The sequence below is a fragment of the Colwellia sp. MB02u-14 genome (genome assembly GCF_014076915.1).
GTDB lineage: Bacteria > Pseudomonadota > Gammaproteobacteria > Enterobacterales > Alteromonadaceae > Colwellia_A.
Window position 1 is genome coordinate 184,192 of the sequence record NZ_JACGUX010000079.1, and the last position, 24,704, is coordinate 208,895.

Consider the following 24,704-nt stretch of genomic DNA (forward strand, 5'->3'; position numbering starts at 1 on the left):
TATAAGCAATCTAGTGATTTAATTAGAATCAAAGAAGTTGTGAGCATAACAACTCCGGCAGTCGGCACTATTAATTCTCTTTTGCAATTTGTCGTTTGTTATTTTTTGTTTGTTCTTGAGTTATTTAGAAATCAAGAGCTGACACCTGCTGACAAATCATTCTATAAGCTGATTTAACCGTTCAACCCACAACTAGGTACTACAACCTTAAAAACTAACACAACTCTAACCCTACGCACTGCTGGGACCGTTTTGCTACATTTTTTAATATGCTTGTATAAGTTGATTTTTTGGTATACAAATCACAATAATCGTCTTTTTGCACTCTACGATGAGAGAAAAGAATGATTATGACCCATATCGATTAGGAATATAAATGGAAGCAAATAGCGTTACCGTCCGTCATTTAACTTTACAAAATATGACAGAGCTTCGACACGCAAGTGAATCAGTTTACCTTAATAAAGCATTAGCAACGTGGAATGAATCTACGGTAAAAGCCTTATTAACTAAATTTCCAGAAGGACAAATCTGTGTGGTTGTTGATGGCATTGTAGTCGGTTGTGCCTTTTCATTAATCATTGAATATGCTGATTTTGGTGATGAACATACTTATGCTGAAATCACGAGCGATATGACCTTTGACAATCATGATCCCAAGGGTGATTCTTTGTATGGAATTGAGGTGTTTATTCACCCTGATTATCGTGGTTTACGTTTGGCTAGACGTTTGTACGATGCGCGCAAAGAACTTTGCGAAAACTTGAATTTGCGCGCCATTGTAGCGGGCGGTCGTATGCCTAACTATGCACAGTATTCAGACAAAATCAGTGCAAAGCAGTACATTGAAAAAGTTAAAATTAAAGAGTTATATGATCCCGTATTAAGTTTTCAGCTTGCTAATGATTTTTATGTACGCAAGTTACTGACCGGTTACTTATCGGGTGATAAGGAATCAATGGAATATGCCACGTTACTTGAATGGCCAAATATTTTTTATACTAAATCAGTAAAACTGATCAATGCCCCGCGCTCAGAAGTTCGTTTAGGTTTAGTGCAATGGCAAATGCGTTCCATGAAAAGCATTGATGATTTATTTGAACAAATGGAGTTTTATGTTGATGCAGTCTCAGATTACAAAAGTGACTTTGTCTTGTTTCCTGAGTTGTTTAATGCGCCATTGATGGCCGAATTTAATCACTTACGTTTAACTGAAAGTATTCGCCGGTTAGCAGAATATACTGAACAAATTCGCGATAAATTTATCGAATTTGCGATTAGTTATAATATTAATATTATTACCGGTAGTATGCCGTTTTTTGTTGATGGCAATCTTTATAATTCCGGCTTTTTGTGTCGCCGGGATGGTTCATGGGAACGTTACGATAAAATTCATTTAACGCCAGCAGAAGTACGTAGCTGGTCTATGGTGGGTGGTAAAAACCTTAAGGTGTTTGATACTGACTGTGGCAAAGTTGGTATCATGATTTGTTATGATGTTGAATTTCCAGAGTACTCTAGAATACTTGCTGATCAAGGGATGAATATTTTGTTTGTGCCGTTCTTAACCGACACCCAAAATGGTTACACGCGAGTACGTCACTGTGCGATGGCAAGAGCGATTGAAAATGAGTGCTATGTCGCTATTGCTGGCGCAGTAGGTAATTTGCCCAAAGTGAATAATATGGATATTCAATATGCGCAATCTGCCGTTTTTACGCCGTCTGACTTTGCTTTCCCCACTACAGGTATTAAAGCGGAAGCAACACCAAATTCAGAAATGACCGTTATCGTCGACGTAAATATAGATTTATTAAAGCAGTTACATAGCCATGGATCTGTGCATACCATGCGAGATAGACGTCACGATTTATATAGCATTACTGAGCATAACAAAGCTTAGTTGGTCATTTTTTATTGATAGAATACATTAACCACTAGCATATCTGCACAATCAAAGCGCCTAAATCGAATCTATAACGGTTCAGGTGCTACTTTGAGATACAAAGGTTATTTTGTCGTATAAGTCTTCGACAACATAAACGAATTCACATGATGTTCACGCTACACATAACAACATCGCTATTTCTTGAGTATGGCTAATAAGCCTTTCTCACTTGTGAACTTTTATCTTGTATGATGCATTTTAATAAATGAGAAATCCTTATAGCGCTTCATGCTATTTAAAAAGAGAAGCCACAGCATTATGCTGCTTAACCAATGACTCGCTATATTCTACTGAGTAAAATTAGGCTACCCTGTTAGGTGTTTCGACAATAAAGGTATTGCCGACAAGCCAGCATCAGGTTTTTATCTCAATTAATATATTTTTTCTACTTTGGTTCAAAGACAAAGTAACTATGGCAAGGGAACCTAAGTGCGATTTTTTAAATTAATTTTAATTGCTGTTCTCACCTTATTAACTACGTTAACTATTATTTATAGTGCACGAGTCTCCATCATCAATAACGTCGCACAAGCGCAATTGAGCTCGCTTAACATAGATATTACTTGCCTAGATATCAGCTTTGCCCGAAATTTGGCCATCAGCGTCGATAAGTTATGTTTACAATCGTCTCAAGCTGATATTGAAATGGTTGATATGACCATACATTGGCGGTATTCCCCCCATTTTAAAATAACCGATATTGATGTTGGTCGGGTAAAAATTAAAGGCACAGATCACTTATTTTCCAAAGTAAATGACCTTCCCTCAACTAATAAAAACAATGAAAATTTTAGCCAATTATTGTCAACAATATTAAGACCCTATGCTGAGCAGGTTACACAATTCAAATTACCGATAACCATTAATATCGACAGCATTTCCTATTTACCTTTTATTGTTCTTCATAAAGTGAACACGCCCAATAAAAAAACCATAAAGCAAGACGAGCATTTATATACGGCTAAACTATCGACACGAGATAACACGTTATCATTTTCATTAAAAAACACTGAAAACATACCATTTATCAAGGCTAAATTAACCCAAGTAGAAAAAGGGTTTTCCGTTGCGTTATCAAGTCAATTAAATTTACTGAAAAGCTTCGTTAGTACTCATCAATTACCTATAACGACAGCATTAGCAAACCACTTAGCTGCTATCGAAGTATCAGGTAATATCGACTCACTCATAAAATATCAGGCAGATGTTTTTACTCTACAAAATAATATTACCGACATCTCAATAAGTTCTGCTGTCGGCATTGATAATAGCGGCGCTTTTAAGCTTTCTGGGGCACTAAACGTTAAGAGTCAATTCAATTTAATTCCCCAAAAATCGACTAAAGCAATACCCCGTCAGATTAAAAAGACCCTAGCCGATGAGAACAATACAGAAGTAGCGTTAACCTTTACGGGAAAAAATGAATTAATATTGGAATATAGTCAGCCACAGTTTTTAAAAACCTTAGAGCAAATCGAGCTCTCCCCCACTATTATCTCAATACTTAAAGATAACCCTTTAAAACATTTAACGTTAAAGTTTCAGGGCAATGGCTTAGTAACACTTAATGATAATAAGGGTTATCTTAGTCATCTTGAAATAAATGCGCGTAGCAATGAACGACTCCATAAAATTAAACTTGATGATATTACTTTTATCCAACCCCACTCAAATATAGCACTCGGTGATAGTGCCATAACAGACACGAGAGTTAGCGCGGACAACAAGGTTGCTAAAAGCAGCATTAAAAGTGATGAAACACCTTCTATATTGGCAATAGGTCGTTTTACTATTGATAGTCAACTTAAACTGTTAAGCATGGCTAAATTTACCACGGCGCCGGCCGTTCTTCACCTGGCCGGCTCACTAAAACAAACCAAACAAGAAACAACGGTTATATTAACTGAAAACTCCTCAATCACATTGAGCAATATTGTTGTGCTTAAACAAACAACTGCTCTTAAAAATAGCATTAAACAGAAAAAAGCAGAGCACACTTTAGCGACAAAGAAACCCCAAGCGCTGGTAAGCCTAAAAACATTGACAACAACGCTAGAGGGTAGCGTACAACGCTTAGAAAATAACACCCTTAATATAAACTTAAAGGTTAATAACAGAGCTTCACAAGTAAATGTGCCCAATGCATTGAAAATAAGTTCGTTTAATCTTTTTAGTGAAATTAAAGGCAGTCTTAATGACATAAACCTCAATGCGAGCGCAACGGCAGACGGCGTTAACCTGGGTAACCTTGTTATTACTGGCCCAGTAAAGTCGCCTCGCATAGAAGTTTATGCAAAGAAGTTACAACTCACTGATTTATTATCCTTAAATATACAATTACCCACTAAAATTGAACTAATTGACGGCAGACTAGATTACAACATATCAGGGCAAATAAACGCGTTAAGTAATATTGAAAACACACCACTTAGTGTTTCGGTTGCTGTAACATCACTCAGTGGTGAAATTAATGGCATCTGGCTGCAAGAATTAAACTGGCAAGAACATTTATCGATACATGCAGGTAAAATAACGACAATACCTAATGTAAAAGACAACTTAACCATTGAATTAATTGAAACCGTTACCCCTGTTTCAAAGCTGTCAATTAACACGAGTTGGACAGTTGACAAAACCTTTACGCTTTCAGCAAACAAACTTAAAGCCGATGTTTTAGGCGGCAGTTTTTTTGTTCCAACTATAAACTGGCCTTTCGAGCACGGGAATTCAGTTAACGTTCAGCTAAAGAGTATAGACTTAGAGCAAGTCTTAGCATTAGATGAAAAACAAGGTATTGTGGTGACAGGTAAAATATCAGGTCAACTTCCCGTTACTTTTGATGGTGACAAATATATGATTAAAGAAGGTGAACTACACAATACGAGCAACGGGCTAATACAGGTTATTGACAATCCAGCAGTAGCAGCACTAAAAGCCAACAACAGCCAGCTAAAACTAGCATTTGATGCATTGCAGAACTTGCATTATCATCAGCTTTCATCAGCAGTTTCAATGGCAGACGACGGATACATGCAGTTAGACACAGTGATCAAAGGTCGTAATCCAGATCTTGATAACGATGTAAATTTGAATTTGAACTTGAGTTACGATTTACTGGGTTTACTTGAGTCATTGTCAATAACACAACGTTTTGAAGAAAGTATTCTCAAAGGTTTACAAAAAAATAAGGGATAAGTATGAGTAAAATACTCACTGTAGTATTCACTGTTTTTATCATGAGTGCCTGCACCCATAAGATAGAAGTTAGCGCAAAAGAGCCGATCACAATTAATTTAAATTTAAAAATTGATCATGAAATAAAAGTGAAAGTAGATAAAGAACTAGATGATATATTTAGTGCTGAAAGCGACATATTTTAAGGAGATATAATGAAAAATTTAACGAACAAAATTATAAAAAAGCTCACCTGTGTTCTGTTTATTTCTACCCTGGCTTTTTCTGCTTGGGCTATTTCTCTTGACGATGCAAAAGAGCAAGGCTTAGTCGGTGAAATGTCTAATGGTTACTTAGGCCTCGTTGTTGATAACGCAGAAGCTAAAAGCTTAGTCATGAGTGTTAATGAAAAGCGTAAGAGTATTTATATGAATTTAGCGCGTCAAAATAAAATTACCATGGAGCAAGTAACGGCTTTAGCGGGTAAGAAAGCTTTTGCTAAAACTCAGTCGGGGCATTTTATCCAAAATAGTACTGGCCAATGGGTTAAAAAATAGCACAGTGCCCATAACACTGGTCACCTCTCTATTTAGCAATAAACTGACAAAACCTTAATAGCAATACTAAGGTTTTTTTTACGCTGAAAAAACACCTTAGCCTTGTAACGTAAACAGTTAAAACCCCTTTAAATACTTCTCCTTCAGCCACTCATCAATAATAATTTTCATAAGCGATTATTTTTTTTGTTTGACATTAATCGACTCTTAAATTCTAATTCGCCTTAATTACCCAAGAAGAATTCTCATTCTATTATTCAGTAGAAAGCGTAAAGGAAAGTTAATGAACAAAGATAATCTTGATCACACACGTGCACACTATAATGTACGTCATTGGAGTCAAGGCTATTTCGGTATCAATGATGCAGGAAACGTATATGTTGCACCGAAAGTTGATCATCAAGAACACACAGTAGATTTAATCAGTATCGCTAAGATGATCGAAGATAAGGGCTTAACACTCCCTGCACTCGTGCGTTTTCCACAAATAATTCATCATCGCATTCACAGTTTGTGTGAAGCTTTTAATAAAGCGATAGCAGACTATGATTATCAGGAAAAATATTTATTAGTTTATCCAATTAAAGTCAATCAACAGCGTGAAGTGGTTGATGAAATTTTGGCTAGCCAAAATAATAAAGAGTTCACGCAGCTAGGCCTTGAAGCTGGCAGTAAAGCAGAATTATTGGCTGTTTTGGCGATGGCTCAAAAGGTTTCATCGGTTATTGTTTGTAATGGCTATAAAGACCGAGAGTATGTGCGTTTAGCGTTAATTGGCGAAAAGTTAGGACACGAAGTTCATATTGTTTTAGAAAAAATGTCTGAATTGGCGATGATTTTAACGGAAGCAAAAAAACTGAATGTAGAACCTCGATTGGGCATACGTGTTCGTTTAGCCTCTCAAGGTAAAGGTAAATGGCAAGCCAGTGGTGGTGAGAAATCAAAGTTTGGTTTATCAGCCTCACAAGTACTCAACGTTGTTAAAGTACTCAAAGAAGAAAACATGCTTGACGCGTTAAAACTTGTGCACTTTCACTTAGGCTCACAAATAGCCAATATAAGAGATGTTAGATTGGGCGTTAGTGAAGCCGCGCGCTTTTATTGTGAGCTTCGCCAACTCGGTGCAGGTATTTTATGCATGGATGTCGGTGGTGGTTTAGCCATTGACTATGATGGTACACGAAGCCAATCGCATAACTCAATGAACTACAGTGTTGCCGAATACGCTAATAATATTGTCCATACGATTGGTGATATTTGTAAGAGTTATCATCAACCTATGCCTATGATTATTTCGGAGTCAGGTAGAGCATTAACCGCACATCATGCGGTACTTATTTCCAATGTTATTGGTGCTGAGTCTTATGAGCCAGAAAACATAACAGCACCAACACCTGATGAATCTATTTTATTAAGTAATATGTGGCCTTCGTTAGCGCAATTAAATGACCGTAATGATGATCGCGCCCTGATTGAAATTTATCACGACACACAAAGTGATTTAGCTGAAGTACATAGTCAGTTTTCGATGGGATTATTAAATTTAACTCAACGCGCTTGGGCTGAACAAATTAACTTACGTATTTGTTACGAATTAAATAAATTAATGGATGGTAAAAATCGTTTTCATCGTCCAATAATGGATGATTTAACCGAAAAACTTGCTGATAAATTTTTTGTGAACTTTTCTTTATTTCAGTCACTTCCAGATGCATGGGGGATCGATCAGGTTTTTCCCGTATTACCATTAAGTAACTTAGAAAAATCACATGAAAAACGAGCCGTGTTATTAGACATTACTTGTGATTCTGATGGCACTATTGATCATTATGTTGATGGACAAGGTATTGAAAGCACACTACCCGTACCCGCATGGACAGAAGATGAGCCTTATTTATTGGGGTTTTTCTTAGTCGGTGCTTATCAAGAAATTTTGGGAGATATGCATAATTTATTTGGTGACACTCATAGTGCTGTCGTATTCGTTAATGACGACGGTGAAGCAGAAATCACTGAAATTAATCAAGGTGACACCGTTGAAGACATGTTGAATTATGTGCATTTAGACGCAAAGTTATTTCAACAAACTTATGCCGAGCTTATCGATGCTAGATTATCAAAAAGTGAAGGTGAAGAAGTTTATAAAGAGTTAGTTGATGGCTTAAAAGGCTATACCTACCTTGAAGATTTGTAGAGAATAAGCGACATGAAAAATATTTTCAATCAAGTTGATGAGTCTATTTACTCAAATGCAATGACATTTTTACGTCAGCCTTTGGTGCAAAATCCCATTGAGTCGGCTGCTGATATTGTTGTTTTAGGCTTGCCGTATGATATGGCAACCACTGGTCGTTCAGGCGCTCGAATGGGCCCTATGGCTATTAGGCAAGCGTCGATTAATTTGGCTTGGGAAGGTCGACGATTTCCTTGGCCTTTTAGCCTATTAAAACATTGTAAAATAATTGATGTGGGTGACTTGGTTTTTTCTCCTGGGGACTCAGCGCACTTTTGTACGCAAGTTGAAACGGCTGTAGGCCAATTACTTGACGCAGGTAAAACCGTTTTATCGTTAGGTGGCGATCACTTTGTTACCTTGCCGATACTACGCGCTTATGCAAAGAAATTTGGCACGATGGCACTGATACATTTCGATGCTCATACCGATACTTATAGTAATGGTAGTTGTTATGACCACGGCACTATGTTTTATCATGCGCCAAAAGAAAACCTTATTGATAAAGATAAATCTATTCAGGTGGGTATTCGCACGAATTACAAAGAAAAAGACCATGGTTTTTCTGTCATTAATGCCATGCAAGCCAATGATCTGAGTGTCGATGAGATAACAAAAAGGATTAAAGAAAGAGTCGGCGATATGCCTGTTTACTTAAGCTTTGATATTGATTGCTTAGATCCCGCCTTTGCTCCAGGAACAGGCACGCCAGTATGTGGCGGTTTAACCACAGATAAAGTGTTGAAGGTATTGCGAGGTTTAGTGGGCATTAACCTGATTGGTATGGACGTCGTTGAAGTCGCTCCTTCTTATGATCACAGTGAAGTTACCGCATTAGCCGCGGCAACAATAGCGTTAGAATTAGCACATCTTTGGACAGCTAAACATAAAATCGTCTAACAAAATGTGTAAGTTATTGTTGCTTTGTAACTTACGCATTCACTTGGAAAACCTCTAGCAGCAGTGCCACTTGATTACATTTACCTAAGCCAACCAATTACATTTAATTATGCCAGAATATTTTGGCCTTATTAAAGCTGTCGTCTTTGGATAAATTGAACACTACTAATGCTCACTTTTGCCACTTTGAAGACGTTAGCATTTGAGAATTCATACTAAAAATATTTGTACATGTTGATCTGCAGCGGACATGGCTGAACAACAATATTATATTAAAGGTTCGCTATAGCTGAGGCTCCCCATAGGTAAAAAGTTTCAATTTTTGATGGTTACTTTTACCTATATCCCGTTAAGCCTAAAAAAAACAAAGTCACCAATATAGTCATTCGTTTAATATAGCTATCATAATATAATCAGGACTGTGTTAGTTAACCAATATAATTACCTAAGAACTGTTGCTGAAGTGTCTGTTATTTTTACACTTCATTAAATGATAAAACATTTGTATTCGAAAAACCTAACTTAATCAGCTTATTGGGTTGTTGGTGCGAAAAATGCATGCGATGGGTTATATTTTCAAAAGGAATTACAAATGTTTAATAAAATTAAACTGATTATTTTATCGCTAGCTTGCATTTCACAACTCACTTACGCCGATTTAATCGTCACGGGTGACTGTGATGTATCTAATGCTACTTTAACTTCAATACATCTATCAGATTTAGATATTGACAATAATAGTGGAGGTCAAGTAGGTAATAATTTATTACAGAATACTCCATATAATGCTTCTGAGTGTATTGGAATTTTTGCTGGTAACGATAGCGATCAAACAGCTAACAACATTGGTGAATTCGGAGACGGTCTTCTAAATGGTGAAGATTCAATTTTAACAGGATATGAATTTATTGATGGTATGGTTGGTGGTCTAGCTGGGGGTTATGATGGTGAACCATTAAATATTGATGGCCTAGGTGCTGCGACTGACCCTGGTTGGATAAATTTAGCTAAATTTGATGTAGATGATAACGAAATTACTTATAGTAATGTTACTAGTTTTGATCAAACAAAAACACTTAATATATCAGATGTATTAAAGCTTACTTTTAGTTGCGATAATAGTGGTGGTGAGTGCTCTGCTATTAATTGGACACTAACTACAGATATAGATATTGCTGAAACAGTAAGGGAAGTTATTGATAGGGCCACATTTGACCACTTGGCTTTTGTAGCTAAAGCTGGTAGTGGAAAAGGAAAAGGAAATCAAGATGATAAAGGTTGGGCGATATATGACTTTAACTTTTATGAAATATTCAATAATGAAGCCCCAGGATTATTTGATTTTGAAACTGCATATTCTTTATCGGGTGCTATAAATATAAAGCCGGGTGACTTTAGTGCAGGTCTATCTCATTTAACCGTTTGGGCTAGAGATCCTTTAGGTACACCCACCATAGTCTCTGAACCAACTACTTTAGCTATATTCGCTTTTGGTATTATTGGACTTGGCGTACGTCGATTCAAAAAATAATAGTCATTATTATCTTATTAAAAGCATCACCTTTTAGGTAACGGTGATGCTTTTTTTTATACGATACAAATAGAGTTAGTCTACAACATGAAATAGTGTTAAAAACAGATTTCCTAACAATACGATTCTACGTTATTAATATTCTTAAGTGCGCTTTTCATAATTCAACTCATAGTTAAAAATTAATTTATGTGTCCATCAACTGTTAGACTTTCTTTGTTTAATGGTGAAAAAACCATACAATCCACGAATGTTTTTAGTCGTTATATTTAAAGGCTAAATCTCTGTATATTCAATTGAAATACCGTTAACGTTATAATGGCTAATAAATTACCTTGTGGAACCATGCTCAATTTGTCTGATAAATTTTTTCTATAATTTATATCCAGCACTTTAAGACTAAATATTTTTTTCATTAAAGATATTACTAACAGCATAATGAGCTTGCAGCAACCATAAATATTGTTCTCACTTATATATATGTATTCTGCTTTTTTGCACATGAAATGAGCCTCAACACTGATTTTTGTAACGTCCGCTAAGCCGAAATATATTAAGTTAGCTGCGGGCCTGCTTATGACAACTAAAGGTTGTGCAGGTGACCTCGACAAACGTTTACAAATCTAAAACCTTACTTATCCATTGCGCACAAAGTGAACATATATATTAATGGCAAACCTAATGTTATTCAGTGGCCGTAGTAAGTGTTATTAGGTGACAGTATTAGATGATAATGACTAGCCGTTCTGATGCAATCAGGTGGCACAACTGATGTCATTATCCATTCACCTATCTAACACCTAAATCAAACCTAAATTAAACCTAAATTAAACCTTAACAATACCGTTAGTCATCAAGGTAAAACTTTTAGTTTGTACTTTGATGGGGAAGCCATTTATAAAAGTTAGCGAGATTAGTATTTTTTTGTTCATCTTCATCAACGCCCGAGATATCATCAGTAATTATGACAGAAATATATTTGATGACACTAAATGAAGGCTGTATTTGATAAAAGCAAAATAGGAATTTATCTACTTGCCTCTCATTAACCCACTTGCGATGTGTTAACAAAATTTTTTAATCGAAATGACAAAAATATTTTACTGTCAATTTTTAATAAAAATGGCGAGTATCATAAAAATAGTATTTATTAACCATTAAAGAGAACATCATGAATACTTACTCTGTTTCACCATCGAGTAATGACAACGCATTGAATAACGAATTAGCTGAGTTTGACTTATCCCACCAAAGCCAATTTGCTCATTTAAAACATTCCAGAGACAGAGCAAATGTGGCGGGTCATTATAAACAAGCAAGTAAAAAAGCGCGTAAAAAATTACGTAATGTTTTTGATGACGATGACTATGAAATTGAAGAGTGAAGTTTTTCCAGGAATATCAAAGTAAAAATTTAGACAGTTGTCCCACCCTTTCGATAAAAAGCCTTAACAGAAATGTTAAGGCTTTTTTTTTGCTGAAATAAAGCTTATAGCTACACTAAAAATTACTAGGTATGGCCGCAGACTGATAGATTGACTCAACTACATGTTACTTTGGTGCATCTGTGCATCATAAACTGACAAAAGTTGTATGAAAGATCTTAAAATAAAGTCAAACCTCTGATATTAAACAACTTAACTTACTGGCATGAATACTGCGTTATTCTTTTAAATATATCCTCTTATTTCCTTAGATTTGAATAAAGTGAGAAAAAAAATATTATCTTCATCAAAAATAAGTAATAAAAATCAAGATATAACTGCCAAATTAAAAGTATTACTTGCAGAAAATAACCCTATAAAAGCAAAAGCATTAATGAGCATTCTCTCTAATGCAGAATACGACATTTATCACATTGCTCATTCTGGCGTACCTTTGCTTAGAGATGTTGAACAACTAAACCCTGATGTCATCATTATAGATATTGAATCACCTAATAGGGATATGCTTGAAAACCTGAATCAAATTTCTCAATTCGCTCCTAAACCTATAATAGTTTTTTCAGAACAACAAAACACTCACACCACCATTAATCAGATGGTTAAATCAGGTGTCAGTGCCTATGTTGTTGGGGAAGTTAACCAAACAAGGGTGAAATCTATTATTGATGTAGCGATAGCAAGATTTGAGGTTTTTCAGGGGCTCAAACGAGAGCTTGCTGACACCAAACAAAAACTATCTAGTCAAAAAAACATTGATAAAGCTAAGCGTTGGCTAATGGAAACCAAGCAACTATCTGAAATAGATGCTTATCATTTCATTCGAAAAATAGCGATGGACAACAGTCAAAAAATGGACGACGTTGCTAAGAATATTCTATCTGTCGCCAGCATTTTTTAGCGCGTTTAAAAATTTAGAGAATAAAAATTATGTTTACTATTGAAAAGAAAAATATAACGCTCGGTTTCATGCCATTAACCGATAGTGCTCCGGTAGTCATCGCTTATGAAATGGATTTTTTTCAAAAATGGGGGCTTAACGTTAACTTAACCAAACAAAACTCTTGGTCAACGTTAAAAGACAAACTACATACTGGGGTCATTGATGCTGCACAAATGTTAGCGCCTATGCCCATTGCCAGTAATTTAGGTTTATACGGAAAAAAATCAACGGTGATCTCACCAATAATATTAAGTCGCAACGGTAATGGCATAACATTATCGACTAACCTCTATCAAAAAATATTATCACAACATCACAGTAATGAAATCAGCATGCCATTTACAGCAAAAATTCTTCGCCCTGAAATAGAGCAGCGTAAAAAATCAGGCGATAAATTAACTTTTGCAGTCGTTTTTCCTTATAGCTGTCACTATTATCAACTGATTGAATGGCTTAAAGAAAGTGAGATTAAACTCACAGACATTAATTTATTAATTGTTCCTCCTTCAGACATGGTGCCTGCTATGCACTCAGGTGATCTCGATGGCTTCTGTGTGGGTAGCCCTTGGAATGCCAAAGCCGTAAGAGAAGGAGTGGGTATTACCGGTGTTACTTCCTCTGATTTATGGCAAGACTGTCCTGAAAAAGTCCTGGGATTAATGTCTGATTGGCAAAAACAACACCCGCAAACAACATTAGCTTTGGTGTCAGCTTTATATGAAGCATGTCAGTGGCTTGAGAATATCCCTAATCGTTTTGAAGCAGCTCGATTATTGAGCCGCGCAAAATATTTAGATACCCATATCGACGTAATCGCGCCCTCGTTACTGGGCAGTTGCCTAACGATTAATAATTCCGCGCCACGTAAAATGCCCACTTATCAACAATTTTCTTCGTTAGACGATCCTAAGTTCAACACGCCAGCTCATCATTATGGTGAGAACATTGCCGAACTAATGCAAGCGTGTGGCCATATAAACACGCAACAAAGAGCAGGTTTAAACATTGCTTCAATCTACAGAGAAGATATTTATCAAGCGGTTATTAATACCCTTAAACCGAACAAGCCCTAATATTGACCACAACTGAAAAACCAATATAAACACCAAAATAGTGCAAATGCTTCCCTATCTTGCGCCAAAGTAGGTAAAACGTTTAACTAAAAAACCAACAAAAAACACTAAGCTATTGATAAGAATAAATATAAATTATTGGCACTAAATGTGCTGTATTACTTGTAGTGTTTTCATGTTGATTCAACCAATAAAATTGAACATAAGTGAAAACTGACTAAAAATTTATTTCGTTAAAACTAATCGCACTGCAACGACGTAGTCATTATTAGTTTGGCATTGAAGCCCACAGTACTCGGATTTCCTCTGATGTGCTGTGGGCTTTTTTATTTGGAGAAAAGTATGTTTCAAGCAACTTTAAAGAATGAATATAAGAAATTATGCCTTACTGTCCTTACTGGGCTATGTCTATCCGGCTCATTACTTACCGCGTCTTTACAAGCGACAGAGTTAGGTTATCCAGAAAAAGAAGAACTAAAATTTGGCTTTATTAAATTAACCGATATGGCGCCTATCGCTATCGCTTATGAAAAAGGTTTTTTTGAAGATGAAGGGCTATATGTCACGATTGAGTCCCAAGCGAACTGGAAAGTATTGCTTGATGGCGTTATAGATGGTCGATTAGACGGTGCACATATGCTTGCTGGCCAACCCATTGCAGCAACCATTGGTTACGGCACTAAGGCTGAGATTATCACTCCTTTTTCCATGGACTTAAATGGTAATGCCATTACTGTTTCTAATGAAATTTGGAAACAAATGAAGGTAAATATTCCTAAGCAAGCTGATGGAAGACCTGTTCATCCGATTAAAGCAGATGCTTTAAAGCCTGTTGTAGAGAAATATCTTGATGAAGGTAAACCTTTCAATATGGGAATGGTGTTTCCAGTATCGACTCATAACTATGAATTACGTTATTGGTTAGCGGCTGGTGATATTCATCCGGGCTTTTATGCTCCGCATAAAGGTGATACTTCAGGAAAAATTAACGCACAAGTTTTGTTGTCAGTAACGCCTCCTCCACAAATGCCAGCCACAATGGAGGCCGGTACTATCTATGGATATTGTGTAGGTGAACCTTGGAACCAACAAGCTGTATTTAAAGGTATTGGTGTACCCGTTGTTACCGATTATGAAATATGGAAGAACAACCCAGAAAAAGTATTTGGCATCACTAAAGCCTTTGCTGAGAAATACCCAAATACCACCATTCGCTTAACACGTGCTCTCATTCGCGCAGCAAAATGGTTAGACGAAAACAACAATGCTAACCGCCCTGAAGCGGTGAAAATTTTATCTCAATCGAACTATGTCGGTGCTGACTACGATGTTATCGCAAACAGCATGACAGGGACCTTCGAGTACGAAAAAGGCGATGTGCGTTCAGTACCTGATTTCAACGTATTCTTTCGCTATAACGCCACTTATCCTTACTACTCAGATGCTATTTGGTATTTAACGCAAATGCGTCGTTGGGGACAAATTAGCGATGACATGCCTGATAGTTGGTACAAAGATATTGCCGCAAAAGTTTATCGTCCTGATATTTACATGGCGGCAGCGCAATCATTAGTTGATGACAAGATATTATCTAAAAACGACTTTTCAGACCTCGTTGGTGAAGATGGTTTCCGTGCTCCTCAAAAACACTTTATTGACAATATTGTTTATGACGGTACTCAGCCGAACGCCTATATCAACAAGTTTAAAATTGGTTTAAAAACCGGTGACAAACTCTAGTGAGCTCGAATGTGTTGCTTGTGTAGCATTTCAGGAGAAAAAGATGACCGCTTTAATGAGTAAAAAAATAGTAGGTATTGCCCCAATGAATAGAAACAAAATGATCATGTCTTTTATTGCAGAAAAAACACAAGCGTTGATCTTACCCTTGGTCGGTATCTGCTGTTTTATGCTGCTCTGGTCGTTCACCGCAAGTAGCATTGATACTTCTCTTGGTAAGTTTCCTGGGCCAAGTGCCGTGGCCACTCAAGTGGTTAATTTAATTGATGAGCACAATGCTGAACGCAATAAAGAAGACGCTTTTTATATTCGTCAAGACCAGCGAAATGAAATGCGTCAGGCAAAAGATCCCAGTTACCAAGCTAAAGTGCGTGCCTATACCGGTAAAGAAACCTTCTTAGACCAAATAGTCACCAGTGTCGTGACGGTCCTTAGTGGTTTTTTATTGGCTGCTGTTATTGCTATTCCTTTGGGTATTGCCATTGGTTTAAGTAAAAATTTAAACACTGCCATTAACCCCATAATACAGATTTTCAAACCTGTATCTCCTTTGGCGTGGTTGCCATTAGTAACCATGGTGGTGAGTGCGGTTTATGTTTCTCCTGAGCCTATGTTTGCTAAATCATTTATCACCTCTTTAATCACCGTCACCTTATGCAGCATTTGGCCGATGGTTATTAACACCTCTTTTGGTGTGGTTTCAATGAATCAAGACTGGGTAAATGTTAGTCAAGTATTAAGTCTCCCTAAACTCGTCCATATACAAAAAATTGTTTTACCGGCGTCCATTCCTGCCATTTTTACGGGTATGAGAATGTCACTGGGTATTGCTTGGATGGTATTGATTGCTGCAGAAATGTTGGCACAAAACCCTGGGTTAGGAAAATTCGTTTGGGATGAATTTCAAAACGGTAGCTCGCAATCACTCAGTCGAATTATGACCGCTGTTTTCGTTATTGGACTTATTGGCTACTTGCTTGATCTTGCCATGTTGCAACTACAAAGAGCGTTGTCTTGGGATAAATCAAGCGCGCAACGCTAGCGAATAAACACGAAGGAAAAAAGATGAGCATTATTTTAGATATCAGCAAAGTAGACATGGTATTCCCTACTCCTAAAGGCGACTTCACTGCTTTGAAGGGCGTTGATTTACAAATTAAAAAGGGTGAATTCATTTCACTGATTGGCCATTCAGGTTGTGGTAAATCCACGGTGTTAAATATTGTTGCTTGTATTCATAAAGCAACAATGGGCGGTGTGATCCTTAATAATAAAGAGGTGACGGAGCCCGGACCTGAACGTGCGGTCGTTTTTCAAAACCATTCATTATTACCTTGGTTAACGGCATATCAAAATATTGAGTTAGCGGTAAAGCAGGTCTTTAAAAATAAGATGTCAAAGACTGAGATGAAAGAATGGATTGAGCACAACTTACGTTTAGTGCATATGGATCATGCGAGAGATAAACGCCCTGATGAAATATCAGGTGGTATGAAACAACGTATTGGTATTGCCAGAGCGCTAGCGATGAAACCCGAAATACTGTTAATGGATGAACCTTTTGGTGCGCTCGACGCGTTAACACGTGCCCATATGCAAGACTCATTAATGGAAATTCAACAAAAACTCAATAATACCGTAATTATGATCACCCATGACGTAGATGAAGCCGTTTTATTATCTGACCGTATCGTCATGATGACCAACGGACCCGCTGCAACGATCGGTGAGATTTTAGACGTTAACTTACCCCACCCAAGAAATCGTTTAGCCCTAGCAGAAGATGTTGAATATAACCGTCTTCGCTCAGCTGTTCTTACTTTTCTATATGAAAAACAACGAAAAGTGGAAGTTATTCCGAAAGTGGAAGCGACTGAAAGTAAACAAAAAACATCGGATGTTGCTTAATACCGATTAAGTACTTAACCAATAATTAAAATAGCTTTAAACCAATTTTAAAAAGACATTTAAGGAATAAACCATGCAACGAGTACGTAAACTTTCAACACTTACAGCATTGATTTTACTAACAAGTTCAAGTATTTCAGTGAGTGCAAATAGCGAGAATGAGATTAAAAGCAACGCTAAAGCCAGCGTCGATTTCAACTTACGTTACGAAACAGTTGATCAAGACAATACCGCTAAAGATGCCTCCGTATTAACATTACGTAGCCGGTTAAATTATACCACGGCTAGCTACAGTGGTTTTTCAGGTATCGTTGAATTTGAAGACTCTCGCCAAATAGCAGGTGTTGACGATTATAACGATACAGTTAGCAACAATACGCAATATTCTGTTATTGCCGATCCAGAAACCACGGAATTAGATCAAGCTTTTGTACAATACAAACGCGATAAACTTACCGCTAAAATTGGTCGCCAAGTTATCACTCTAGATAACCATCGCTATGTCGGTCATGTTGGCTGGCGTCAAGACAGACAAACATTTGATGCTGTTACCCTAAATTATGCCGCCTTAAACAACCTAAAAATAAGCTATAGCTACCTAAACAAACGTAACCGAATTTTTGCCGATGTAAAAGATCTTCACTCAAAAGATCATCTACTTAATCTTGCCTACAACACAAACTTTGGACAACTAACTGCCTATAGCTACTTACTAGAAGTTGATGAAGGTACATCAAACGGTTTAGACACTTTTGGTATCAGCTTTAAAGGAAAAAAAGATAACTTTTCATATTTTGCTGAATTTGCCACGCAAGATTCTGAGACTGCTGGCACTGATTATTCTACAAGCTATATAGCGATTGAAGGTGGCTACAGCTTTGATGCAATAACCATTAAATTAGGCGCAGAAATACTGGGTAGTGACAAGGCAAGGTATGGATTTTCCACACCGCTAGCGACACTACATAAGTTTAACGGTTGGTCAGATCAATTCTTAGGTACACCAAAAGAAGGCTTAGTAGATTTGTATGCCTCAGTTTCAGGTAAAGCATTTAGTGGTAGCTGGACAGTAGCCCTGCATGACTTTTCTGCTGACGAAGCAACAGACACGGTTGACGATTTAGGTAGTGAAATCAATGCTATTTACGCTAAGCGTTTTTCTAAACATTATAAGGCTGGCTTGAAGTATGCGGCTTACTCTGCAGGTGATTCGTCTGCGGGTAAAGTCGACACCGATAAAGTATGGCTGTGGATCAGTGCAAATTTTTAACTGACCAGCACACACCATAACGGTAATTTTTAGTCGTTTTATTAAGTGTTACCAAAAGTTGTAACCCCCCTATCAATATTGAAGCAGGTATAAAAATGAGCTCAAATAATCAGCAATTAGTAGAAAAACAAAAAGTGGTTGTTGTCGGTAACGGCATGGTAGGTCACCATTTTGTTGAGCAATTGGCTCAATTGCGTACGGCTAACCCAGCCATTGAAATCACGGTTTTATCAGCAGAATCTCGTCTTGCTTATGACCGTGTTCACCTTTCAGAATATTTTAGTGGAAAAACAGCTGCAGACTTAGCGATGACTGACGAAAAAACCTATCAAGAGTGGGGGGTAAAATTCCAGACTGATGCCAAAGTTATTTATATTGATAGAGCAAATAAACAGATTGTTACCAAAAATGATGAAGTCGTCGAATATGACAAACTTATTCTCGCCACAGGCTCTTACCCTTTTGTTCCGCCTATTCCTGGAAAAGACCGTGACCACTGCTTAGTTTATCGCACTATTGATGACTTAGACGATATTCAAGCCAGTGCCAAGGTTAGTAAAGTCGGCGTTGTTATCGGGGGAGGTTTATTGGGTCTTGAAGCAGCAAATGCCTTAACTGCCTTAGGCTTAAAAACCCATGTAGTCGAATTTGCACCACAATTAATGGGCGTTCAAATTGATGCCGGTGGTGGTCGATTATTAAAAGAAAAAATTGAAGCTTTAGGTGTGCAAGTGCACACATCAAAGGCCACCCGTATTATTGAAGATGGCGATGAATGTCGTTACAAACTGTGTTTTAGTGATGACACCGTACTTGAAACTGACCTTATTTTATTCTCAGCAGGTATCCGCCCTTATGACAATTTAGCTAAGTCTTTTGGACTAGAGATGGGCGAACGTGGCGGTATTGTTATTAATAACCAATGCCAAACTTCAGATGAAAACATCTATGCCATTGGTGAGTGTGCGCTATGGAATAACTTTATTTTTGGTTTAGTGGCACCTGGTTACAACATGGCTAAAGTGGCTGCAAAACATATTATGGGTGAGCAAGCATCTTTTACTGGTGCAGACATGAGTACAAAACTAAAACTGATGGGCGTGGAAGTGGGTTCAATTGGCGATGCCCATGCAAAAACCACTGGCGCGTTAACCTATACCTATGAAAACCAACCAGAAGGCGTTTATAAGAAAATTGTCGTCTCTAGCGACAAAACAAAAATGCTTGGCGCGGTGTTAATTGGCGATACCAGTGAATATGATTCTTTACTGCAGTACATGCTTAATGCAATAGATTTACCTGCCTCACCAGAAGCGCTGATCTTGCCTTCATCTGGTGAAAAGCCCACGTTAGGTGTAGATGCACTGCCCGATAACGCCATCATTTGTTCATGTCATAACGTGACTAAGGGCGACATTATTAGCTCAATCGACCAAGGTGCATGCACACTTGGGGATGTGAAAACGTGCACGAAAGCGAGTACGGGGTGTGGCGGTTGTACCGCTTTATTAAAAAATGTTGCGGACAAAGAATTTTCCAGTCGTGGTGTTGAGGTTAAAAAAGATATTTGTGAACATTTCGCTTATTCACGCCGAGAAATTTTTGACATTGTTAACGTTGAAAAAATTAAAACCTTTAATGAGCTTTTAGCTTCGCATGGCAAAGGTCATGGCTGTGAGGTCTGTAAACCACTTACCGCGTCTATATTAGCTTCGGTGTGGAATGACTATATTCTGAAAAAACCGCATTTATCGCTACAGGACACCAATGACACCTATCTTGGCAACATGCAAAAAGATGGTACTTATTCGGTTGTGCCACGCGTTGCTGGCGGTGAAATAACCCCAGACAAGTTAATTGCTTTAGGACAGGTGGCAAAAAAATATAAGCTCTACACCAAAATAACTGGGGGCCAACGTGTCGACCTCTTTGGCGCACGTGTTGAAGAACTCCCACCTATTTGGCAAGAACTTATTGATGCAGGTTTTGAAACAGGTCATGCCTATGGCAAATCACTGCGCACCGTTAAATCTTGTGTTGGCTCTATTTGGTGTCGCTTTGGTGTACAAGACTCTGTTGCCATGGCTATTGCTTTAGAAAATCGCTACAAAGGTTTAAGAGCGCCACATAAAATCAAGTTTGGTGTTTCTGGGTGTACCCGCGAGTGCGCCGAAGCACAAAGTAAAGATATTGGTATTATCGCCACAGAAAAAGGCTGGAACTTATATGTTTGTGGTAATGGTGGTATGAAACCTCGTCATGGCGACCTCTTTGCCATCGACATCGATGATGAAACCTTAGTTAACTATATTGACTGTATTTTAATGTTTTATGTGCGCACCGGTGACCGCTTACAAAGAACTTCCGTGTGGATGGACAATATGGAAGGCGGCTTAGCCTACTTACAATCAGTTATCATTGAAGACAGCCTTAAACTTACCGATTACCTGCAAGCACAAATGGCCACAATTATTGGTACTTATCAATGTGAATGGAAAACCACCTTAAGTGACCCTGAGGCCTTAAAGCGCTTTAAGCCTTTTGTAAACTCGTCAAAACCTGACAGCAATATTATTTTTGTGCAAGAACGCGATCAAATTCGCCCAGCAACTACGGATGAAAAAATAGCACAACGTTCGCAAACAGTAAAAATAACTAACGCCGGCAAAATTGCTGAAGACGCTTAAGGAAATCATCATGTCAGAGCAAACTATCTCAGCAAAAAATAAGCATTGGTTAACGATATGTCAAACCAGTGATTTAATTAAAGATTCAGGAATTTGCGCCTTAATAGAGCAAGAATTTGAAGAGAAACAGGTCGCTATTTTTCATTTACCTAATACCGAAAAACAAGTGTACGCCGTTGGCAATTATGATCCCATTGGTCAGGCTAATGTACTGTATCGGGGTATCGTCGGTAGTGTCGGAGACGACATTGTCGTTTCCTCGCCTTTATATAAACAACATTTTTGTTTAACGACCGGAAAATGCTTACAAGAAGATAAATACATTGAAGTTTTCCCAGTGCGAATTATTGATGACTACGTGCAACTTTTTGTCTAAATAAAATAAATAACCGCCTGAGTAAAAATAGGCTATTCGACGATATATATTCTGTTTTAAAGGTAAATTTTATGAGTTGTTCTCAATCATCACATATTGTTCAATCTACTTGTGCATACTGTGGTGTAGGTTGTGGTATTGATATTACCGTTGAAGATGGCAAAGCCAAGGCATTAGTGGGTACAAAAGAGCACCCCGCCAATTTTGGGCAACTGTGTGTTAAAGGCACCAATTTATTAGCAACCACGGATTTAACCAACCGCCTACTTAAACCACAGATAAATAACCAAGTGGTTAATTGGTCAACCGCCACAAAACATGTTGCTGATAAATTTTCGCAAATTATCGACGCTCATGGTCCAGACTCAGTCGCTTTTTATGTTTCAGGGCAATTGTTGACCGAAGATTACTACCTTGCTAATAAATTAATGAAGGGCTATATCGGCTCTGGCAACATTGATACTAATTCTCGTCTTTGTATGTCTTCAGCGGTTGCCGCTTATAAACGTAGTTTTGGTGAAGATGTTGTGCCCTGTAGCTATGACGATTTAGACACAACTGAGCTATTATTAATTACTGGCTCTAACGCTGCTTGGACACATCCAGTATTATTTCAGCGCATTGAACGTGCTAAAAAGCGTAATCCAAAAATGAAAGTGGTGGTTATTGACCCGCGTAAAACCGCAACCTGTCAAATTTCTGATTATTTTTTACCATTAAAGCCCGGCAGTGATGCGGCATTCTTTAATGGTCTGTTAAATTATCTAGCAGAGAATAATGGCCTAGATCGCAACTATATTGAGCAACATACAGAAGGCTTTGAACGAGCATTATTAGCCGCAAAAAAATGGTCTATTGCGGAAGTATCAGCCTATTGCGAACTTGATCAAAAAACCCTCGAAAGTGTTTATCAATTATTTACAAGCACAGAAAAAGTACTCAGCTTTTATTCAATGGGCATCAATCAATCGAATTCTGGTGTTGATAAATGTCAGAGTATTATTAATTGTCACTTAGCGACAGGAAAAATTGGCAAAGACGGTTGTGGACCTTTTTCTATTACCGGACAACCCAACGCGATGGGGGGCAGAGAAGTCGGCGGTTTATCTAATCAATTAGCCTCACACATGGACATCGAAAACCCTGAACACAGATCAACTGTGCAACGCTTTTGGCAATCGCCAACCATGGCTGATAAAAGTGGCTACAAAGCGGTAGATCTCTTTGATGCTATAGATAAAGGCAAAGTGAAAGCGGTTTGGATAATGGCTACAAACCCAATGGTGAGCTTGCCAGATCGACAAAAAATAGCCCGAGCATTAAGTCAGTGCGAGTTTGTTGTTGTTTCTGATTGTGTTGAAAACAATGACACTTTAGACCTTGCTGATGTTAAATTACCCGCGACACCTTGGCTAGAAAAAAACGGTACAGTTACCAATTCAGAGCGTCGTATTTCACGGCAAATAAATGCTATAGCAGCTAACGGACAAGCAAAGCACGACTGGCAAATTATTGCAGAAGTTGCCACAGCTATGGGTTTTTCAGGTTTTGATTATGCGCATGCTAGTGAGGTATTTCGAGAATTCGCTCAATTATCAGGTTTTGAAAATAATGGCGAGCGTGTTTTTGATATATCCGCCTTCTCCACTATTTCTCCTGCACAGTATGACCGCTTAAAACCAGTACAATGGCCAGTTAACGACACCTACCCTGAAGGTAAAAAGCGTGTTTATGAAGACGGGAAATTTTCTACTCCTTCAGGTAAAGCACTGTTTTTTCCTATTACACCACGCCAGCCAGCACAAGAAATCTCAGCAAAATTTCCCTTTATATTAAACAGCGGCCGCTTAAGAGATCAATGGCATACTATGTCTCGCACGGGTAAAGCGCCGCAACTTACCGCACATACCGATAAATGTTACCTCTATATTAACCCTAACGATGCTGCGCGCTTAAATATCGTTAATGATGAAATAGTCAATGTTACTTCCAGCACCGGGCAAGCAACCGTTCATGCAAAGTTAGATAAAAATCAAAGAGCCAATGAATGTTTTATGCCCATTCATTGGAATAAACAATTTGCTTCTAGTGCCAATGTTAGCAATTTGTATGCGAGTATTACCGACCCTATTTCGGGTCAAGCTGAAACTAAACATGGCGCAATTTCGTTAAGCAAAACAACCTTTACGCAATTTGGGCAGCTTCATATTGGCGAAGAATTTATTGTTCAAACACAAGTAAGTAATGAGTTTTGGAGCAAAGCTCGAACGCCTTATGGCATGAGTTTTCACTTTGCGAACACTCAGCTTGAAACACAATGCTTACACTGGTGCCAAGCAACCAGTCAAATATTGGGTGAGTGGATACAATTTACCCAAGGAGACACAAGTTATATTATCTGCATGCAAGAGGGGCAGTTAGTTTTCTTATGTTATATCTCATCAAGGCCACCAAACACCGAAAGCGCATGGCTTGAACATGTTTTCAGTGCAAAAAAATTGCCTGAACACGATATTCAATCATTATTGTCAGGGTCTTCAAGTGAGATATTCGCTAAAGGTAAAAAAATTTGTAGTTGCTACAACATAGGTGAGAAAGCCATTATTAATGCCATTAAAACAGGCTGTGATTCGGTTGAAAAATTAGGCAAAAACTTAAAATGTGGAACAAATTGCGGTTCGTGTAAATCAGAATTAAGCGCTTTAGTTCATGAGTATAAAATCAATAAAGTCAAAATAATAAAGACCTCCTTTAGAGAAATAGTGACGTTAAGTGAAAGTGATAACTAATTGTCACTTTCTTTTTACAATTATATACCCAGAACACGTCAAAGTGCAGTTTCAGCCTTAAAGGTGAAGTCTATCGGGTATAGCATGACATTTTATCTATTATTAGATAAAATGTTAGCAGACTTAAACAAACT

17 protein-coding genes are annotated in these 24,704 nt (G+C 37.8%); all 17 read left to right on the forward strand.

The genetic code is table 11. The features are described from left to right. Positions 1-376: 376 nt before the first annotated feature. The 17 genes from H4J52_RS11185 (at position 377) to H4J52_RS11265 (ending at position 24,570) form a co-directional block, all read left to right on the forward strand. A complete protein-coding gene (locus H4J52_RS11185) occupies positions 377-1,903 on the forward strand; it encodes a bifunctional GNAT family N-acetyltransferase/carbon-nitrogen hydrolase family protein (protein ID WP_182224713.1) in 1,527 nt (508 codons plus the stop codon). Between the two features lie 474 nt (positions 1,904-2,377). Next, positions 2,378-5,143 (forward strand): YdbH domain-containing protein, encoded by a 2,766-nt coding sequence (locus H4J52_RS20270; RefSeq protein WP_182177027.1) that lies wholly within the window; start codon positions 2,378-2,380, stop codon positions 5,141-5,143. Positions 5,144-5,145: 2 nt separating this feature from the next. Beyond that, complete coding sequence (locus H4J52_RS11195; protein ID WP_182177028.1) at positions 5,146-5,328, forward strand: YnbE family lipoprotein; 183 nt, start codon at positions 5,146-5,148, stop codon at positions 5,326-5,328. A 9-nt stretch (positions 5,329-5,337) separates the two neighbouring features. Further along, positions 5,338-5,679: a YdbL family protein gene (locus tag H4J52_RS11200; protein WP_182177029.1), complete on the forward strand. Its 342-nt coding sequence runs from the start codon at positions 5,338-5,340 to the stop codon at positions 5,677-5,679. A gap of 283 nt (positions 5,680-5,962) precedes the next feature. Next, positions 5,963-7,873, forward strand: coding sequence for a biosynthetic arginine decarboxylase (speA, locus tag H4J52_RS11205; protein ID WP_182224715.1), 1,911 nt, complete (start codon positions 5,963-5,965; stop codon positions 7,871-7,873). A 12-nt stretch (positions 7,874-7,885) separates the two neighbouring features. After that, positions 7,886-8,812: an agmatinase gene (gene speB / locus H4J52_RS11210; RefSeq protein ID WP_182224717.1), complete on the forward strand. Its 927-nt coding sequence runs from the start codon at positions 7,886-7,888 to the stop codon at positions 8,810-8,812. A 592-nt stretch (positions 8,813-9,404) separates the two neighbouring features. Beyond that, a complete protein-coding gene (locus H4J52_RS11215; protein WP_182177032.1) occupies positions 9,405-10,343 on the forward strand; it encodes a PEP-CTERM sorting domain-containing protein in 939 nt (312 codons plus the stop codon). A 1,171-nt stretch (positions 10,344-11,514) separates the two neighbouring features. Then, positions 11,515-11,727: a hypothetical protein gene (locus H4J52_RS11220; RefSeq protein WP_182177033.1), complete on the forward strand. Its 213-nt coding sequence runs from the start codon at positions 11,515-11,517 to the stop codon at positions 11,725-11,727. A 322-nt stretch (positions 11,728-12,049) separates the two neighbouring features. After that, the gene (locus H4J52_RS11225; RefSeq protein WP_310649651.1) at positions 12,050-12,685 is read left to right on the forward strand and encodes an ANTAR domain-containing protein; all 636 of its coding nucleotides are present in this window, start codon (positions 12,050-12,052) and stop codon (positions 12,683-12,685) included. A gap of 29 nt (positions 12,686-12,714) precedes the next feature. Then, positions 12,715-13,800 carry a CmpA/NrtA family ABC transporter substrate-binding protein gene (locus H4J52_RS11230; RefSeq protein WP_182177034.1) on the forward strand — a complete coding sequence of 362 codons (1,086 nt, stop codon included), beginning with the start codon at positions 12,715-12,717 and terminating at the stop codon, positions 13,798-13,800. Between the two features lie 342 nt (positions 13,801-14,142). Next, entirely contained in the window at positions 14,143-15,540 is a 1,398-nt protein-coding gene (locus tag H4J52_RS11235) for a CmpA/NrtA family ABC transporter substrate-binding protein (RefSeq protein ID WP_182177035.1), read from the forward strand. Between the two features lie 85 nt (positions 15,541-15,625). Beyond that, entirely contained in the window at positions 15,626-16,582 is a 957-nt protein-coding gene (locus H4J52_RS11240; protein WP_259366616.1) for an ABC transporter permease, read from the forward strand. Positions 16,583-16,605: 23 nt separating this feature from the next. Then, positions 16,606-17,448, forward strand: a complete 843-nt coding sequence (locus H4J52_RS11245; protein WP_182177037.1) for an ABC transporter ATP-binding protein — start codon at positions 16,606-16,608, stop codon at positions 17,446-17,448. Positions 17,449-17,521: 73 nt separating this feature from the next. Then, on the forward strand, positions 17,522-18,718 hold the full coding sequence (locus H4J52_RS11250) for an alginate export family protein (protein ID WP_182224719.1): 1,197 nt from the start codon (positions 17,522-17,524) through the stop codon (positions 18,716-18,718). Between the two features lie 95 nt (positions 18,719-18,813). Next, entirely contained in the window at positions 18,814-21,405 is a 2,592-nt protein-coding gene (gene nirB / locus H4J52_RS11255) for a nitrite reductase large subunit NirB (protein WP_182224721.1), read from the forward strand. A 10-nt stretch (positions 21,406-21,415) separates the two neighbouring features. After that, on the forward strand, positions 21,416-21,781 hold the full coding sequence (gene nirD, locus H4J52_RS11260; protein WP_182224723.1) for a nitrite reductase small subunit NirD: 366 nt from the start codon (positions 21,416-21,418) through the stop codon (positions 21,779-21,781). A gap of 71 nt (positions 21,782-21,852) precedes the next feature. Next, on the forward strand, positions 21,853-24,570 hold the full coding sequence (locus H4J52_RS11265) for a nitrate reductase (protein ID WP_182224725.1): 2,718 nt from the start codon (positions 21,853-21,855) through the stop codon (positions 24,568-24,570). The last annotated feature ends 134 nt before the right edge of the window (positions 24,571-24,704 follow it).